Here is a 16,370-nt window from a genome sequence, read left to right as displayed (position 1 = left end):
ATGTTGAAATGTTGGGCTAGTCATTATCATCGATCCTCTTTTTCCCTTGTCCCCTGCCATCCCTAAAAAGCGGCATGGGCGAGTAACCACCCAGACATTTCAACAGTACATCCCACAGAAAGGGGCTAACAGGCATGAAAAAATTTTTGCGCACCTTCGCTTCCGTCGCGCTCGCGGGTTCGTTGCTGGTCGGTTGTAGCCCTTCCGCCACCGAACAGTCATCTGGACCGGTCACCATCACTTTCTGGAACACGATGAATACGGAAGAGACAGAAACATTGAAAGAAATTATCGCCAATTTCGAAAAAGAGCACAAAGACATCAAAGTCAAAATGGAAAACGTGCCGTTTGCCGAAGGGCAGAACAAATTTAAAACCGCGGCCCAAGCGGGCAAGGGCCCTGACGTCCTTCGTTCTGAAATCGCTTGGACACCGGAATTCGCCGCATTGGGCCTGCTGGAACCCCTCGATAATTACTTCAAAGACCAAGACGACTTTTTGGATAATGCCCTCAAATACAGCAAGTGGAACGGAAAAACCTGGAGCGTACCCCAAGTGACCGATGCGCTCGGCCTGCTTTACAACAAAAAACTGCTGGCGGAAAAAGGATTTAAGGAACCACCCAAAACCATGGACGAATTTTACCAAATGGCTAAAGCCTTGTCCGACCCGGCCAAAGATAAGTGGGGATTCTATTACCGCCAGTCGGACGCTTACTGGTTTCAGCCCTTCATGTGGGCCTTTGGTGGTGGGTTAATCACGGAGAATAAAGAAATTCAAATCAACAACGCCGGATCGGTCAAAGGATTGGAATTTTTGCTCAAACTGCGGGATGATAAAGTGATGCCCGACGAGTTCAGCGCGGCCAACGATTACAACAATCTGCAACAAGCGTTCAAAACCGGGCGCGCTGCAATGGTCTTCCAAGGTCCTTGGGCCACGTCGGATCTCTTGCAAGGTGAGCAATTCAAAGATCCAAACAACCTGGGCATCGCCCCGATCCCAGCCGGCCCGGAAGGCAAAACCGGATCTCCGGTCGGGGGGAACGGCTTCGTCATCTATGCTGGTTCCAAACACAAAGAAGCCTCCTACAAATTTATCGCTTACTTGACCAATGCGGAAAACCAAGCCAAGTTCGCCTCCAAAAACGGGCTTATCCCGACCCGCAAATCGGCGTTTGAACTGAAAGAAGTGAAGGAAAATCGCTTGGTCAACGACTGGCGCCCCGTCCTCGACAAAGCGACCAACCGCCCAGTCATCCCGGAAGGCGGCCAGATCTACACCACGTTCAATCCGGAAATCCAAGCTGCCTTCAAAAAAGAAAAAACACCGCAACAAGCGTTGGATGCAGTGGCCGAATCTTGGAAGAAGTTGCTTAAGAAATAATTGTCCGCCCGCATTCATTCCGCTGGCGGGCCAAAGGGAAGAGGAGCGGACAGCCCTCTTCCCTCTTCACACTCTTTGCGCAAAAGCGCCAATGATGGAAGGAGGCGGGCTAAAGTGAGTACCCGTAATAATGCGTGGATCGCATATGTCTTCTTGGCACCTGTGTTCATCGTTATGACCTTGCTCGTTTTTATTCCGCTGGCACAAGGCATCTCGTACAGCTTTACCAACATGAACCAATACAACATGGGCAACCAATTCCTGCCGCCCAGCTATGAATGGATCGGCTTGAAAAACTACAGCGACCTCTTCGGCACCATCTTCCAACCCAAATCCGTCTTCCGTGACGTTTTAGTACAAACAGCGATCTGGACTTTCGTCAACGTGTTTTTCCACTTCACCTTGGGCTTGTTCCTGGCTTTGCTGCTGAATCGCAAGATCAAAGGCAGAGGCATTTACCGGATGTTGCTCATGGTCCCTTGGGCGGTGCCTTCCTTTGTTGGCGCTTTCGCTTGGCAATGGATGTACAACGACAAATACGGCCTGTTTAATTTAGTATTGAAAAACCTGGGCCTCCCTGCCGTGCCCTGGCTGGGAGACAGCTTCTGGGCGATGTTTTCGGCCATTTTGGTCAATGTTTGGATCGGCATTCCGTTCATGATGGTCACCCTCTTGGGCGGCTTGCAGAGCATCCCGGAGTCGCTATATGAGGCAGCGCGCATCGATGGCGCCACCTGGTGGCAACAGCTGAAAAACATCACTTTGCCCCTGCTGAAACCCGTCGCCGCTACTGCCACCACACTTGGGATCATCTGGACATTCAACATGTTCAACATCATTTATCTGATTACGGGCGGCGGTCCGGTTCACTCCACCGAAATCCTAGTGACCTACGCGTACCGGGAAGCGTTCCGCAATTGGAATTTGGGAATCGCTTCAACCTACGGGGTTGTGATCCTGAGCGTGCTCATCGTCTTCACTCTCTTTTATCGACGCGTGCTAAAAGCCAATGCCAACGAGGGGGTGTATTACTGAGATGCGCCAATCAAACGGATGGGTACACCTGATATTGATCATTTCCTGCTTTCTTGCCGTGTTTCCAGTTCTCTGGATCTTGGCGACCAGTTTCAAACCGGAAGCGGAGGTCTTTTCCAGCTCGATCCAATGGATTCCCGAAACCTTCACCTTGGAAAACTACAAGACTGTCTTAACCCGCTCGAATGGAATCTTCCTAACCTGGTTTAAGAACAGCGTCTTGATCGCCCTGTTTACCACCTTGGTCGGCTTGGTCTTGTCGACGACGGCGGCTTACGCCATTTCGCGCTATAAATTCCGCGGGCGAAGCGGCGTGGAACTCAGCGTGTTGATCACGCAGATGTTTCCTGGCGCGCTGCTGATCATCCCGCTCTATCTGATCATCAACAAACTGGGGTTGCTAAACAGTTACTTTGGTATTATCTTGGCTTACTCCACAGTTTCGGTGCCTTTTTGCATCATGAACTTGAAAAGTTTCTTCGACACCATCCCTTATGAGCTAGAAGAAGCGGCCCGGGTAGACGGGTTGTCCCACTTGGGTACCTTTGTGCGGATCGTCCTGCCGCTCTCCTTGCCCGGCCTGGCTGTGACGGCGTTTTATTCCTTCATCACCGCCTGGAATGAATTTTTGATCGCCATCACCTTAATGAATGAAGAAACGATGTACACCTTGCCGATTGGCTTGCAGCAGTTCGTCAATCAATTCAACACCGACTACCACCTGATGGCGGCTGCCGCAATCCTAATCACGTTGCCGGTCTTGTGCTTCTTCCTGTTTGCGCAACGCTACTTGATCTCCGGCATGACCGCCGGTGGCACCAAAGGGTAAAAAGCCGCAAGATTTTTCAGCCCAAGACAAGACCAGCTAGGTGATTGCAAACGAAGAGTTGAATGTTAAACCCAACCGTCCTAAAACCCCAACCTTTGGGGTTCTTTTTTTGTGTCCTTCCTTCTTCTCGGGTATGGCCAAGCACCAACAAACGCCCCCAGAATAGAATAATCATAAATCCATGGGAGGTGCCTATCATGACTCAAAACCAGCCCTATGCACATGAATATGAAGAGCAACATGCGCCTTATGCGTTTGGGGAGGAATTGATGACGCACAACGCTTGGCCGACGCCCGACGCCCAGACGCAACAATTTTATCCGTTCTTCTTCTTCACCTTTCCGTTCCCGCGTCCCTTTCCGTTTTTCACCGCTCCTTTCTTTCCATATCGGAGACCTTATCGGAGATATAGATATTGGTAAGATCGGCCCAATACAAAAACCACCCCAAGCCTGGCAACCAGGCATCTGAGGTGGTTTTTTGGTATGGTCAAGATACGACAAAGAACAAGATCAACGCCAGCACGATGCGGTAAATGGCAAACGGCACCAGCTTGATTTTGTTGATCAGCTTCAGGAAGTAACGGATTGACAGCAGGGCAAAGATAAAGGCACTCACAAAGCCAGCGATGAAAAACGGCAATGCATCCATTGTGAAATGCTCCCAGTTTTTGAGCAAGGATACGGTGCTAGCCCCCAACATGATCGGTACAGCCATGATGAAGGTGAAATCCGAGGCCGCACGGTGGCTCAAGCCCATCAACACCCCGCCGGAAATGGTCGACCCAGAACGGGAAAAGCCCGGCCACAACACGGCGATGCATTGGAACAACCCGATCCCGATCGCATGCTTGTATGTAATCTGATCCACCGTCTCCACTTTGGGTCGAGCCGGACGGAACCAGTCTGCGGCAATCATCAAAATAGCGCCGCCGATCAAAGAGTAGATAACCAAATTAACAGTAAAGAATTCCTCAATTTTATCTTCAAACAACAGCCCCAAGATGCCAGCCGGCAACAGACCGACAATCACTTGGGTCAATTTGAGGCGGCTGCCTTCTCCATCCGTCTTCTTGCCCAGTCCCAACAGGTCGATAAAGCGGTCTTTCATCACAACGACCACAGCCAGAACCGAACCCAACTGGATGCAGACTTTGAATGTTACCGCCACGTCATGTCCAAATATCTCTTTCGATTTCAACCACAGATCGTCGACAATAATCATGTGTCCCGTGGACGAAACCGGGGCAAACTCTGTCAATCCTTCAACAAGCCCCAAGATGATGGCTACGATAATGTCCCACAAGTTCAATTCCTCACCTTTCCTGACACGATGTGTGTGCATTATTCTGTTTCAATTCAAACCTATTCTGATTATAACAGTGTTGCAAGAAGGAAGTTGGTTCAATTTATTGAACCTATAGAGACAAACTTACAATCTGAATCAAGCGGATGCAACCGTCGCAGGAAAACGCAAAAAACCCCAAGAAAAAAAAGCACTTGGCTCGCGGCCAGAGGTTGTTGGTAACGCACCTTCCCGTGGAGCTGCTCATCAACGGCTTGTTTCTTATGTATGCTGATTATGCTGTGTTGATGAGCACATTCTGTCTCTCCCTCCCCACAAAAATTCGGGCCTGTGAATCCATCTGCGTGAAACACCTTTTTCATCAACTTCCCAGATTATTATCGAATCAAAGATTTAATTGCGCCTTACCTGTTTCTTAAATCATTCTTAATTGTGCATGCGAAGCGAATGAAAAATCGGATGTAAAGCCGCTCTGACGACGAGTCACCGCGCCAGCGAAAGCGCTCGGCGCACATTGCCGTTTGCTTGCTCTAGCAACCTGACGGCCCTTGCGTAAGTGATTTCCGCCTTGATCATGACGATCGCTGTTTTCACTTCATGACGTGCTTGCTCCAATGATTCTTCCGCCCGCTCACGGGAAACGCCGGTCACGGTGCGAATGATTTCGATGGCCCGCTCCTTCAGTTTGCGGTTGCTGATGTTCACATCCACCATTAAATTTTCGTACACTTTGCCCAGCTTTACCATGGTGGCGGTGGAAATCATATTGAGAACCATCTTCTGCGCCGTTCCCGCTTTCATCCGGGTGGAGCCGGCCAACACCTCCGGCCCCACAACCACTTCAATCGCCTGATCGGCCTCCTGACTGATACGGGCACGCTCATTGCAAGAAAGAGCGACCGTGCGAGCACCCATGCGGCGGGCATACTTCAGCGCGCCGATCACATACGGCGTACGTCCGCTGGCGGCAATCCCCACCACCGTATCCCGATCAGTGAGGCCGATTTCGCGCAAATCCCGCTCGCCCCATTCCTCATTGTCTTCGGCGCCTTCCACCGCTTGGACAAAGGCTTTTTCACCACCGGCCATCAATCCCAGCACCGTTTCGGGGCTCGTGCTAAACGTGGGCGGACACTCCGCTGCATCCAAGACGCCCAACCGCCCGCTGGTTCCGGCTCCCACATAGATCAACCGCCCGCCCAGGCTCAACGATTGCACCGCATACTCCACAGCCACTTGGACATCAGGCAACACCTTTTGAACCGCCAACGCCACTTTTTGATCTTCTTCATTAATGATGCGCAAAATCTCCAACGTGTCGGCGGAATCCAACCTCATGGACTTTTCATTTCGCGCCTCTGTCGTCAACGTGCTTAACCGCTCATTGATTTGCTTCAATCTCATCCACCCTCCCATGCTTAATCCGTTCCCATGTCATCCCACTTGCCCCGCTAAGTCCTCACAAGGCGCGGTCTAGCAGATCCATGAGATGTACCGCTTCCATCTTTCCTGTTAGCCCCGCCCGGATGATGCCCTGCCTCATCTGCAACAAACACCCTGGATTGGAAATCGCGATGAAATGCGCATCCGTTTTCTTCACAGCTTCCATTTTTGCATCCAATATCTCCATCGATTGGTCAAAATGCGTAATGTTATAAATGCCCGCCGATCCGCAACATTGATCCGCCTGTTCCAACTCCACCACTTCCACTCCAGGAATGAGATTGAGCAATTGGCGCGGTTGGTCGCGCACCCCCTGACCATGAGCAAGGTGACAAGAATCTTGGTAAGTGACCCGCGCGCTAAGCTCTTTAGTGAAAGAAAGCGGTGGCAATGCCGCCAACAATTCGCTGGCATCCCGCACCTTGGCCGCAAACGCTTCGGCACGCTTTTGCCAACCTGGGTCATCCTCAAACCAATGAGGATACTCCTTGAGCGCGGCCCCGCAACCGCCAGCGCTGTTGACGATAAAGTCTACCTGGCTTTGTTCAAACGCTTCAATATTCCGCTTCGCCAACTCCACCGCCCACGCCTTCTCCCCAGCATGAGCATGGAGCGCCCCGCAACAAGTCTGGCCGCCGACAAACACCACCTCACACCCAGCCTTAGCCAACAAACGCGCTGTCGCTTGATTGGTCTCGAAAAACAAGACATCCATCACGCAGCCGGTAAAGTAACCAACCGTATACAAGCTCTCCCCTTCCGCCCGCATCCGTTGTTGGCGCTTGCCGCGAATGAACGGCGAGGCCACCGGTTCCACCGCCTGTTGCATTTCCGCCAGTGCCCGTGGCAACACCCGGGCCCAACCCGTGCGCGTGGCCAGTCTTTGCAATCCAAGCGCTTGCACCGCCCACAACACCGTACCCAAGGCTTTCATCCGGTTCGGGTGGGGAAAGACGTGTTCAAACACCAATCTTCGCAACAAGGAGGGCTTGGCTGTCTTTTTGTTTTGATCTTCCACCACCTCTCGCGCCGTTTCGAGCAAGCTACCATAAGAGACGCTCGCTGGGCAAGCCGTCTCGCAAGCGCGGCAACCCAGGCAAGCGTACATGTTTTTGGCAAACTCCGCATCTGCTGGCAATTGCGCTTGCGCTACCCCCTTCATTAAAGCGATCCGGCCGCGTGGGCTGTGCGATTCCAAACCCGTCTGCCGATACGTTGGGCAAGCAGGCAGGCAAAAGCCGCATTGCATGCAGTTCATGATTTCATCTAAATTAAATTTGCCCGCGGCCACAGGCGTCACCTCATCCTGACCGATAGCCAGATCACATGCTTTGTCCGTTTGGTTCATTGTTTGATCACCACCCGTCGGCGGGCACTGTTGGCAAACATTTTGCCTGGATTCATGATGTGGTTGGGGTCAAACGCTTCTTTGATCGCTTTCATCAAGGCGATGCCCCCCTCTCCCACTTGCAGGGGTAGATAATCCCGTTTCGCCAGCCCGATTCCGTGTTCGCCAGAGATCGTCCCGCCCAATCGGAGCGCAGCCAGGAAGATTTCCTCAAAAGCCTGTTCCACGCGGGCAAGCTCTTCTTTGTTCCGTTCATCTGTCAGACAAGTGGGATGCAAGTTGCCATCCCCAGCATGGCCAAACGTGCAGATCTGCACATCGTATTTTTCCGCGATCCGCTCAATCTCTGCAACCATCTCCGCCAAACGGGAACGGGGCACCGTGGCGTCCTCCAGTATAGTGGTAGGCCGCAAACGCGACAACGCCGACAATGCCGCGCGCCGAGCCGCCAGCAGGTTAGCACCCTCTTCGGGCGTCTGAGCCACCCGTACTTGCACCGCCCCTTCTTCCTTGGCGATCTCCGCGATCCGCTCTATATCTCGCTCTACCCATTCTTCCGGACCATCCTGCTCGATGAGCAACATCGCCTTCATTCCCGTCGGCAAACCCAGCTTCGCAAATTCATCCACTACCCGCATCGTGGCCTGGTCGAGAAACTCCATCGTCGCCGGGATAATTTTGGCAGCGATCACCCGCTCGACCGTCCGCGCGGCATCTCCTAGGCTAGCGTAATAAGCTGCCATGGTCCGTTTCGCTTCCGGCAGCGGAAGCAATTTGAGCGTCAACTGTGTGATGACGGCCAACGTCCCCTCCGACCCAGCCAATAGGCGCGTCATATCATATCCGGCCACATCTTTGACGTTTTTACCGCCGGCGCGCAACACTTCGCCCGACGGCAAAACATATTCCAACCCCATCAGGTAGTCCTTGGTAACCCCATACTTCAATCCTCTCATCCCTCCTGCGCACTGAGCCACATTTCCTCCCACCGTGGAAATGCGCATACTGCCCGGATCAGGCGGGTAAAACAAGCCTTCCGCTTCCACCGCTTGGTGGAGATCAGCCGTCACCACACCTGGTTCCACCGTCACTGTCAGATTCTCGCGATCAATCTCCACAATCCGGTTAAACCGTTGCATATTCAGCACAATCCCTCCCGCCGTCGGTACCGTGCCTGCCGCCAAGTTGGTACCCGAACCGCGCGTCGTGACAGGGATCCGGTGTTCATTGGCGATCTTCAGGATTTCCGATACCTCTGCAGTGGTTTGCGGCATGATCACTGCGTCCGGCATCGCCTGGAAAATCGGTGTGGCATCATATGAGTAAACATATCTTTCATTCAAGCTGTCCAAAAACCGCTCTTCACCCACGACCGCGATCAAGCGCCGCTTCACATCCGGAGCCAGCTTCCCTTCAAGTCTGTCCGCATTCATCCCAAACCCCTCCTCGCGCATAAAATGAGATGGATTGCTTCCTCACCCTAAGTTATTCCTCTACCCACGCGCAAACTCCTGGAACGAAGATGCGCCGGCACCCGAAGCACTTGGGCCAATGTTCGCCATGCCCCCTTGAAAACGAGCTATCACACCCAAGCCAACCCGAAAATTTTTATTTAACATGTCATTTCATATAAAATAAATATTATATCTATTTCGTTTTTCCATCACATTGGTTTTAATAACACTCACCACACGCCCGGGAGCCGAGTTTAGCTTAACCAAGTGGAGGTGCCAACGATGATTCAAGCTCTAATCCATGGCGCGCTTCTCGCCTTTGGCCTCATTTTACCCTTGGGCGCGCAAAATGTGTTCGTATTCAACCAAGGTGCTACCCAAACGCATTTTCGTCGGGCCTTGCCCGTCATCTTGACTGCGTCGTTGTGCGACACATTGCTCATCACCTTGGCGGTGCTGGGCGTCTCCGTTCTCATCCTTACAGTCAGCTGGTTGCAAATCGTTTTATTCTCGATCGGCATCTTGTTCTTACTCTACATGGGTTGGTCCATCTGGCGGGCAGAAACAGGCTCGGCTGAAAAACATGCAGAGCAGATGTCGACCAAGCAACAGATTTCCTTTGCCGCTTCTGTATCCTTATTAAATCCCCATGCGATCTTGGACACGATTGGGGTGATCGGCACCAGTTCCATCCAATATCAAGGAATGGAGAAATGGGCTTTTAGCCTCGCCTGTATCTCCGTTTCATGGCTGTGGTTTTTCGGATTAGGCCTGTGTGGAAGGTGGGTTGGCCAACTGGATGCGTCGGGCAGGGCTCTAGGCCTCATCAACAAGATTTCTGCCTTGATCATTTGGGGTGTGGCTGTCTATATGATCCTTCACCTCACCAACCCAAATTAGTTGCAAAGCAAAGCGCCAATCCGCGGATTGGCGCTTCAACTTCACCCATTAACTACAAGTGGGAGCCACTTGCCCATCTGAACCGGTGTAAACATACGTATCGGAAATATAGCCTGTACCAATGTAATCCCACAAGTTACTGGTGCCATATGTTCCCGTCACGGTTTCTCCCCGTTTTTGGCACTTGATCGTAACTTTTTGCCCATCAGCCACAGAGCCAACAATGGCATAGTTGGTTCCCGGGCCGGAACGCACATTGACCGAAACGCCGCTGTTCGTGTTCACCGTGCCAATAACTCCGCCCGTGCTACAACTGTTCTTGCTGGTGTAATTTTTGGTGCCGAAGTAGTAAATTTGCGACCCGTTCCACACGATTTTTTGCGGGGACCCGTTCAGGCGTTGCTCATAATGCAAGTGCGGCCCCGTTGATCCCCCCGATGAACCGACCGTTCCGATTTTTTGTCCTTGTGACACCGATTGCCCAACACTGACACTAAACGCGTTGAGATGCGCGTACAGGGTCGTCCATCCGCTTCCGTGATCAATCACCACGTACTTGCCGTAACTGGTCGATCCCAAATCGCGCACGGTGGTCACCTTGCCCGCGGCAGACGCGACAACCGGATCTCCCAAATCATCGGCCCGATTCAAATCAACCGAGTTCTGAGGATTATGATTGGTACGCGTCTGTCCTTCCCAAACTTGGCCACAAGGGAACGGCATTTGAAAAGCCGGAGCGGCGAGAGCGCTTTGCGGAAAAAATGTAACAACAACCGACAATAGCAGGGTCAACAATGAAAAGCGCACGATGTGGTTCATCACAGCATCTCCTCCAAACGATGATTGCCAAACCCATTTCCCCTAGCCGGGAAAGGATTTGTCATTCTTGCTGTTCACAAAATGCCCTAAACAATTGTGTCCTTTTTCGCCACCATTTGCTCTCCTGTTACGAATAAACCGTCTCTACTTTTCGTTTGCCCATCTCCTCCTTTGTTGGCACAAGATAAAGAGAAAACGCATATATAATTATTCAAAAGAAACATAATTTCCTCTATTAAAACACGTAAAAATTCGATTAAATTTGTGAATTTTACTGCCACCCTCGTTTGACAAAGCCAAATGTAACTGTTATGATTACATTTACCCGAGGAGGATGGCTGCATTGAACAGTGAATTTCACATCGCCGTACACAGTCTGGTCTTTTTGGCCTATCTGCCCTCGCGCATGGCTTCCAGTGAATTGCTCGCTTCCAATATCTGCACCAATCCCGTGCGGATCAGGAAAGTGATGAACCTGTTGAAAGCAGCTGGCTTGGTCGACGTGCAAAAAGGAACGGGCGGCGGATACATTTTACGTGGCAATCCCCGCCAGATCACATTGGGATCGATCTACCGCCTGACATCTGCAGGCTCGCTGGTCTCTGACTGGCGCTCCGGCGACCCGACCATGGATTGCATCGTCGCCTCGCAAATCGGCCAAGTGATGAGTCACATCTTCGAGGGCGCAGAGGAGCAATTCGAACGCCATTTGGATCAGTACACGATCCAGGACCTACTCAACCAAATGCAAATGAATAAAAGAAATTAGGGGGCGTGTCTAGGTAGCACATATTCCCGCTTTTCCATGCGATAGCTTGGTTTGCCAGACACGCTCTGGACCCCTCATTCACTTTGAATCATTTGTGGGTTTGCGGCCCTTTGTTTCGGGTAAAGTGTAACTGATACAGTTACAATTCAATATTTCTTTATCACATCAATTAAAAGGGAAGTGACACCTGATGTCTGTAATCAACATTAATGATGCCACGTTTGAGCAAACCTTGAAAAGCGCCCCCTTGGTGCTCGTCGACTTCTGGGCTCCGTGGTGCGGCCCATGCAGAGCCTTGGCCCCGATCTTGGATGAATTGGCGGCTGAATTGCAAGGCCAAGTCGTCATCGCCAAGCTGAATGTAGATGAAAATCCGCAAACGGCTGCCAACTTCGGGATCAGAAGCATTCCGGCCCTAAAGCTGTTCAAAAATGGTAACGAAGTGGATTCACGTGTCGGTTTGCAACCGCTGGAAGAGCTGAAAAAACTGGTTCTCCAACATCAATAACATCCCCTTCAAGACCGGCAACGCCGCCCCTACGGACCGTTGCCGGTCTTTTAGCTATGTTTTAGCACCTGTATATAAAACCAATTCTTTTTTATAGTAAAAATACCTATTCAAAATGGTATAATGACAGTAAATACCTAGGAATCCCATCACGCTTTCCCATTTCGCGTCGCACTATCACCCATGCTAGTTTTCTTTGCCTATCACTTTGAAGGAGGGAGCGCGCATGGTTCGTCCACAATTGTCCAAATGTTCCAAATGCGGCAAAGACGAGTGCGAGTGCTGACTGGGTAACCTTCTAAACAGCCAAACGACAGCCCAACAGGGGCTGTCGTTTGGCTGTTGTATATATTGTATATCATTAACACCCACTTGGTTTATTTAGCGATAAATTGCTGAGTCCAATAGCATCCGTAAGAACCGCCTTTGACATATCCGACACCAATATGCGTGTAATCCGGATTCAAGATGTTGGCACGGTGTCCATCGGAATTCATCCAGCTCTCCATCACTTTCTCGGCCGTGGTTTGCCCGGCGGCGATATTTTCTCCCGCCATCCGGTATTTCACCCCGAACCGCTTCAACATATCAAACGGCGAACCGTAAGTGAGCGAATCATGGCTGAAGTAATTATTTTCTTTCATGTCTTCTGATTTTTTCCGAGCGACGCGAGATACGCTTTCGCTGATCTCCAATTTGCGCAATCCCCGTTGTTGCCGTTCTTTATTCACCAGTGCAACGACTTCTTTTTCAATTGCCAGCATCGCGGACTGGGATTTGTCAGCGACGGATTGGTTGGGCTTGTCATCAGCTTGATTCGTTGTTCGTTTGCTTGTGCTCTTCTCCCGGTCGGTGCTTTCTGCTCTCTTTTCCTGTTTGGACGGAGATGGTGCGGATGGCTTGGCTTCTTCTTTTATCTCTGGTTTTGTTTGCTTCTCAACTGGTTCACTTGGTTTCTCCGCTTTTTCCGGTGAAGGCGATTCCATGTTACATATCCATGCTTCGCAAAGGAGCTGTCGCTTACGAACCTCGTCAACAGCCCCCGCTCTCTTTTTTACCAAAACTCAAAAAAACAGCACAGGTCAAATCCGACTCTGTGCTGGCTGGGCTGTACCAAACGCCCTCATGATCTCTTCCGCTCTTCAATTTGACGCAACAACATCTGCGCCTTGAAATAATACAAATTTCGCCGCACTTGCCCCGCATCCGGGTTTTCCGAAGACTCCCCCACGTTTGGGTCGATTTGCTTCAATTGGTGGCAAATCAAATTCAAGGCGATCTTTTGCCGCTGGAGGGTGAGCCATTTTGGCTTCTCCCCTTCTTGATTTAACTGAGCTTCAATCCGCTCCAACTCCCGATTCACTTGCTGCAAAAAAAGGTCCTCACCGATAATCATCATGTGTCTCCCTTGCGATGTTTTTGTCCTATATATATTAACCTTTTATTGATGCAAAGTGAATGCGAAAAAAGACCGGATCTAATATCCCTTAGGGCACCAAGCGGTTGCGGTGAGCGTAGATAGCCGCTTGGGTGCGGTCTTCCACTTCCAGCTTAGAAAAGATGTGGGTGACGTGGGTTTTCACTGTTTTCACGGTGATGTGGAGCAGATCGGCAATCTCTTGGTTCGTCTTCCCTTCCGCGATCAAGCGGAGCACCTCTATTTCCCGGGCGGTCAGGGATTCATGCGGTTTGCTTTCTTCGGCGCGCCGCATTTTGGACAACATCTTGCCAGTCACTTTGGCCTCCAAGACCGGTTCCCCCTTCATCTCCGCCCTGACCGCCTCGGCGATTTCATGCGCCTTGGATGTTTTCAATAAATAACTAAAAGCGCCAGCCTCAAGCACAGGATACAACTTGTCATCATCAATAAAGCTGGTCAGGACAATGATCTTCGGATTCTCCATCACGCGGCAGATCTCCTTGGTAGCCTCAATTCCATCCATCACATCCATGACCAGATCCATCAAAATGACATCTGGCTGGGTCTCTTGTGCCAGCCGAACGGCCTCGAGGCCATTGGCTGCTTCCGCGACAATCGTGATGTCCGGCATGACCGACAAATAGGAAGCCAAACCCATCCGCACCATCTCATGGTCATCCACGATCATGACTCGAATCACGCTTTCTCCCCCTCTCCATCAACCACAATGGGCACTTTCACTTCGATTTGGGTCCCTTTACCCGGCACGGAAATCACTTCAGCGATGCCCCCGATTTCACTGGCCCGCTCCTGAATAGACTGCAAACCGTATGAAGAGGACTTCACTTTGGACATATCGAAGCCCACGCCGTTGTCAATCATCCGCAAATGGACATGGCGGCCCCGAAACACCAAACGCACGGTGACTGACGTCGCTTGCGCGTGGCGAAACACATTGGACAGCCCTTCTTGCACAATCCGAAACAAATGATCCTCTACTCCTTTGGGCAAGCGAGGCAAATCCCCTACTTCCCAGTGCAACGAAGCGGGATGCTTGGCGCCAAACTCATCAAGCAACTCCGCCAATCCCTCTTTCAGCCCTTTGCCCTCCAGAGTTACCGGGCGCAATTGCAACAACAGCGCGCGCATCTCGTTTTGGGCAATCCCGGCCATTTTCTCAATCATAGCAATTTGCTTGCCCACCGAGTCCTCCGCTTCAGGCAAGGTTTCTTTCATTGCCGAAGCCATCAAGGAGATGGCAAAAAGCTGTTGACTGACAGCGTCGTGCAACTCCCGTGCCAACCTTTGCCGCTCTTCGGATATAACCGCTTGTTTCTGAGCTTCTACCCATTCCGCTTTCTCCGTGGATAATTTTTGCAATGAGGCGACTTGCTTTTCAATCCGTTCTGCCATCTGATTGAGCCGGGTTCCCACCAAGCCGATTTCATCTTCCCCAAGATCGGGCAGGCGATAGGAGAAATTACCTCGCTCAAAGCGCAGAATGGCCTCAATCAAGCGGGACAGCCTCCGTTTAATCGCATACCCGTAGAGAAAGCCAGCGCAAGCGCCCACAAGCAGAACCAAAACAAACGCCACCAACAAAACAGGCACTTTCGACAACTTGGTTGTCCACAGCGTTTCCCAACCCAAGCGATAGGCATTGAGAAACACGGTCAGCAACAAGAAGGCCAAAACGGCGCAAACCCAGATGGTATACTGTGTCATGCGCCAGTGGATGTTGGTCGGTCGGTTTCCGTTCATAATTGCCTCACGCCCACGTCCCCTACCAACAGGGAAATGCTGATTTTCACTTTCCGCCTAGCTTGCTCATATCCTTTGGTTTCCAACATGATTTGGCGGTTGACGCCTCCTTGGTGGTGGCCTAGAATATCCAGATAGCCGGCGCTAACGGTTGCGGCAACAGACACATCTAGGTCATCTGGGACATAAATGTCCACATCTCCGATAAGCCCGCTGATCACGATCGCACTTTCCCCTTCGGGAATGATCGCTTTTGACAAATCCAATTTGATATCGTTAACCATGGCGGACCGATTGAGATCAACCAAGTCATAACGCAGATTCATCAAGTGCAGGGTTCCCGCCATTGCATTGGGGGAGCCGGATTTCTTTACGATCAAATCAGCCGGCGGCACATGGGCACCTCCATCCATTTCCGGCGTCTCCTCTTGGCTACGGCCGGTGAATAGGCGGTAACCGAAAAAGACCAGCAAGATGGAGAAGGCAATCCATCCCCACTCCACTTCGGCAAGGTGACTGACAAATACAACCGCGGACAAAAGCAAAAAGCCATAACCCCATTTGCGGCGGTGATTGCGCAACAAAATGATCCCGATGATAAATAAAACCGATGAGCCTACAAAAAACCAATCAGTCAACCCCCATAAAATCAAGGCCCCGGCACCCAAGATAATCCATCCCGCCAACCTGTTTTGAAACAGGCGCACAATGCTCCCCCCTTCTTTCCCGCATGGCCGAGTGCTCAATGCACACGGATATTGCCGCTCAGATTCTCCAACATGATGGCATGTCTCCTCTATTCGTTGGTCGCACTTCCATCCTGTTTGTTTTCGGTTATGCGTATAGGCGCACTCCACGCCACCATGGGCCACCCTCCGTAACCACCAACGAACATCCCGCTTATTTTCAGGGATCATATCCTTCTATTATGGACGAAGAGCCCCAGCCTTGAAAACAGGGCAACGGTCAACCCCTGATCATGCGCCAGCCCCAATACAAGCATGCCGCGCCAAAGCAAAAGCCGATCAAAAAGGGGACCCCGGGCAAGAACAGAAGGATACCGAATAGAAAAGTAAACAGTCCCACCCGTTTTTCCTCCGTCGATTCCGCTCTTTTCATCAAGCTGGCGCCAATAACGATCACGGCCCCAGCAAGCAAAGAGCCCACTACGCCATCGGGGATACCATTCATGAACGCCAGCGCCCCAAGAATCATGAAAAACAAGCCAGCCTGCTTTTTTTTGTCCCGCTTCATCTTTCCCCACCTTTATCAGTTATGTTCCCATTGCCCTAAGACCTCTTCTTGGTAAAACGTATCAAGAAACCACCTCATGCCCGAGCCCTGACCGGGCAAACCAACAGCCAACGCACAAAAGACTCCGTCCGAATCCGGAG

The 16,370-nt window shown here is 51.3% G+C and carries 18 protein-coding genes; 7 read left to right on the top strand and 11 right to left on the bottom strand.

Annotated elements, in window-relative coordinates; genetic code table 11:
• Nucleotides 1–134: 134 nt before the first annotated feature.
• The 4 genes from QQZ12_RS10065 (at nt 135) to QQZ12_RS10050 (ending at nt 3,671) form a co-directional block, all read left to right on the top strand.
• On the top strand, nt 135–1,385 hold the full coding sequence (locus tag QQZ12_RS10065) for an extracellular solute-binding protein (protein WP_102993366.1): 1,251 nt from the start codon (nt 135–137) through the stop codon (nt 1,383–1,385).
• A gap of 114 nt (nt 1,386–1,499) precedes the next feature.
• The gene (locus QQZ12_RS10060; RefSeq protein ID WP_223247984.1) at nt 1,500–2,420 is read left to right on the top strand and encodes a carbohydrate ABC transporter permease; all 921 of its coding nucleotides are present in this window, start codon (nt 1,500–1,502) and stop codon (nt 2,418–2,420) included.
• 1 nt (nt 2,421) lies between these two features.
• Nucleotides 2,422–3,249: a carbohydrate ABC transporter permease gene (locus tag QQZ12_RS10055; RefSeq protein ID WP_102993367.1), complete on the top strand. Its 828-nt coding sequence runs from the start codon at nt 2,422–2,424 to the stop codon at nt 3,247–3,249.
• 197 nt (nt 3,250–3,446) lie between these two features.
• On the top strand, nt 3,447–3,671 hold the full coding sequence (locus tag QQZ12_RS10050) for a hypothetical protein (protein ID WP_102993368.1): 225 nt from the start codon (nt 3,447–3,449) through the stop codon (nt 3,669–3,671).
• Between the two features lie 67 nt (nt 3,672–3,738).
• Here QQZ12_RS10050 and QQZ12_RS10045 read toward each other — a convergent pair whose 3' ends face one another.
• The 4 genes from QQZ12_RS10045 to QQZ12_RS10030 all read right to left on the bottom strand — a co-directional run bounded on the left by QQZ12_RS10045 (nt 3,739) and on the right by QQZ12_RS10030 (nt 8,778).
• Nucleotides 3,739–4,593 carry an undecaprenyl-diphosphate phosphatase gene (locus QQZ12_RS10045; RefSeq protein WP_416332433.1) on the bottom strand — a complete coding sequence of 285 codons (855 nt, stop codon included), beginning with the start codon at nt 4,591–4,593 and terminating at the stop codon, nt 3,739–3,741.
• Between the two features lie 444 nt (nt 4,594–5,037).
• Nucleotides 5,038–5,958 carry an N-acetylmuramic acid 6-phosphate etherase gene (gene murQ, locus QQZ12_RS10040; RefSeq protein ID WP_284724370.1) on the bottom strand — a complete coding sequence of 307 codons (921 nt, stop codon included), beginning with the start codon at nt 5,956–5,958 and terminating at the stop codon, nt 5,038–5,040.
• 55 nt (nt 5,959–6,013) lie between these two features.
• Complete coding sequence (locus QQZ12_RS10035) at nt 6,014–7,255, bottom strand: (Fe-S)-binding protein (protein ID WP_284724428.1); 1,242 nt, start codon at nt 7,253–7,255, stop codon at nt 6,014–6,016.
• A gap of 86 nt (nt 7,256–7,341) precedes the next feature.
• On the bottom strand, nt 7,342–8,778 hold the full coding sequence (locus tag QQZ12_RS10030; protein ID WP_102993373.1) for an FAD-binding oxidoreductase: 1,437 nt from the start codon (nt 8,776–8,778) through the stop codon (nt 7,342–7,344).
• A 303-nt stretch (nt 8,779–9,081) separates the two neighbouring features.
• Between QQZ12_RS10030 and QQZ12_RS10025 the strand changes: the two genes are divergently transcribed.
• On the top strand, nt 9,082–9,699 hold the full coding sequence (locus QQZ12_RS10025; protein WP_284724369.1) for a LysE/ArgO family amino acid transporter: 618 nt from the start codon (nt 9,082–9,084) through the stop codon (nt 9,697–9,699).
• A 48-nt stretch (nt 9,700–9,747) separates the two neighbouring features.
• Here the strand turns inward: QQZ12_RS10025 and QQZ12_RS10020 are convergent, their stop codons facing one another.
• Nucleotides 9,748–10,518, bottom strand: a complete 771-nt coding sequence (locus tag QQZ12_RS10020) for a peptidoglycan DD-metalloendopeptidase family protein (protein WP_284724368.1) — start codon at nt 10,516–10,518, stop codon at nt 9,748–9,750.
• A 343-nt stretch (nt 10,519–10,861) separates the two neighbouring features.
• On the opposite strand from QQZ12_RS10020, the gene QQZ12_RS10015 reads away from it, so the two are divergent.
• Together QQZ12_RS10015 and trxA are read left to right on the top strand one after the other, a co-directional pair.
• Nucleotides 10,862–11,287: an RrF2 family transcriptional regulator gene (locus tag QQZ12_RS10015; RefSeq protein WP_284724367.1), complete on the top strand. Its 426-nt coding sequence runs from the start codon at nt 10,862–10,864 to the stop codon at nt 11,285–11,287.
• 190 nt (nt 11,288–11,477) lie between these two features.
• A complete protein-coding gene (trxA, locus tag QQZ12_RS10010; RefSeq protein WP_102993377.1) occupies nt 11,478–11,795 on the top strand; it encodes a thioredoxin in 318 nt (105 codons plus the stop codon).
• A 377-nt stretch (nt 11,796–12,172) separates the two neighbouring features.
• Here trxA and QQZ12_RS10005 read toward each other — a convergent pair whose 3' ends face one another.
• The 6 genes from QQZ12_RS10005 to QQZ12_RS09980 form a co-directional block, all read right to left on the bottom strand.
• Complete coding sequence (locus tag QQZ12_RS10005; RefSeq protein ID WP_284724366.1) at nt 12,173–12,781, bottom strand: CAP domain-containing protein; 609 nt, start codon at nt 12,779–12,781, stop codon at nt 12,173–12,175.
• A 137-nt stretch (nt 12,782–12,918) separates the two neighbouring features.
• Entirely contained in the window at nt 12,919–13,191 is a 273-nt protein-coding gene (locus QQZ12_RS10000; protein WP_102993379.1) for a hypothetical protein, read from the bottom strand.
• A 91-nt stretch (nt 13,192–13,282) separates the two neighbouring features.
• Nucleotides 13,283–13,915 (bottom strand): response regulator transcription factor, encoded by a 633-nt coding sequence (locus tag QQZ12_RS09995; RefSeq protein WP_284724365.1) that lies wholly within the window; start codon nt 13,913–13,915, stop codon nt 13,283–13,285.
• The gene (locus QQZ12_RS09990; RefSeq protein WP_284724364.1) at nt 13,912–14,976 is read right to left on the bottom strand and encodes a HAMP domain-containing sensor histidine kinase; all 1,065 of its coding nucleotides are present in this window, start codon (nt 14,974–14,976) and stop codon (nt 13,912–13,914) included. The genes QQZ12_RS09995 and QQZ12_RS09990 overlap by 4 nt, the downstream gene beginning before the upstream one ends.
• Nucleotides 14,973–15,683 carry a cell wall-active antibiotics response protein LiaF gene (gene liaF / locus QQZ12_RS09985; protein WP_189318899.1) on the bottom strand — a complete coding sequence of 237 codons (711 nt, stop codon included), beginning with the start codon at nt 15,681–15,683 and terminating at the stop codon, nt 14,973–14,975. The genes QQZ12_RS09990 and liaF overlap by 4 nt, the downstream gene beginning before the upstream one ends.
• 259 nt (nt 15,684–15,942) lie before the next feature.
• Nucleotides 15,943–16,230 carry a hypothetical protein gene (locus QQZ12_RS09980; protein ID WP_102993382.1) on the bottom strand — a complete coding sequence of 96 codons (288 nt, stop codon included), beginning with the start codon at nt 16,228–16,230 and terminating at the stop codon, nt 15,943–15,945.
• Nucleotides 16,231–16,370: the final 140 nt, after the last annotated feature.

The sequence above is a fragment of the Laceyella tengchongensis genome (genome assembly GCF_900182735.1).
GTDB lineage: Bacteria > Bacillota > Bacilli > Thermoactinomycetales > Thermoactinomycetaceae > Laceyella > Laceyella tengchongensis.
This window is presented reverse-complemented; position numbering and strand designations above follow the sequence as displayed.

Coding starts and splice junctions, on each gene's coding strand:
- QQZ12_RS10045 (WP_416332433.1), bottom strand. CDS start 4,593: ATGCACACACATCGTGTCAGGAAAGGTGAGGAATTGAACTTGTGGGAC.
- QQZ12_RS09990 (WP_284724364.1), bottom strand. CDS start 14,976: ATGAACGGAAACCGACCGACCAACATCCACTGGCGCATGACACAGTAT.
- QQZ12_RS10055 (WP_102993367.1), top strand. CDS start 2,422: ATGCGCCAATCAAACGGATGGGTACACCTGATATTGATCATTTCCTGC.
- QQZ12_RS10065 (WP_102993366.1), top strand. CDS start 135: ATGAAAAAATTTTTGCGCACCTTCGCTTCCGTCGCGCTCGCGGGTTCG.
- murQ (WP_284724370.1), bottom strand. CDS start 5,958: ATGAGATTGAAGCAAATCAATGAGCGGTTAAGCACGTTGACGACAGAG.
- QQZ12_RS10025 (WP_284724369.1), top strand. CDS start 9,082: ATGATTCAAGCTCTAATCCATGGCGCGCTTCTCGCCTTTGGCCTCATT.
- QQZ12_RS10050 (WP_102993368.1), top strand. CDS start 3,447: ATGACTCAAAACCAGCCCTATGCACATGAATATGAAGAGCAACATGCG.
- QQZ12_RS10005 (WP_284724366.1), bottom strand. CDS start 12,781: ATGGAATCGCCTTCACCGGAAAAAGCGGAGAAACCAAGTGAACCAGTT.
- QQZ12_RS10020 (WP_284724368.1), bottom strand. CDS start 10,518: ATGAACCACATCGTGCGCTTTTCATTGTTGACCCTGCTATTGTCGGTT.
- QQZ12_RS10035 (WP_284724428.1), bottom strand. CDS start 7,255: ATGAACTGCATGCAATGCGGCTTTTGCCTGCCTGCTTGCCCAACGTAT.
- trxA (WP_102993377.1), top strand. CDS start 11,478: ATGTCTGTAATCAACATTAATGATGCCACGTTTGAGCAAACCTTGAAA.
- QQZ12_RS10030 (WP_102993373.1), bottom strand. CDS start 8,778: ATGAATGCGGACAGACTTGAAGGGAAGCTGGCTCCGGATGTGAAGCGG.
- QQZ12_RS09980 (WP_102993382.1), bottom strand. CDS start 16,230: ATGAAGCGGGACAAAAAAAAGCAGGCTGGCTTGTTTTTCATGATTCTT.
- QQZ12_RS10000 (WP_102993379.1), bottom strand. CDS start 13,191: ATGATTATCGGTGAGGACCTTTTTTTGCAGCAAGTGAATCGGGAGTTG.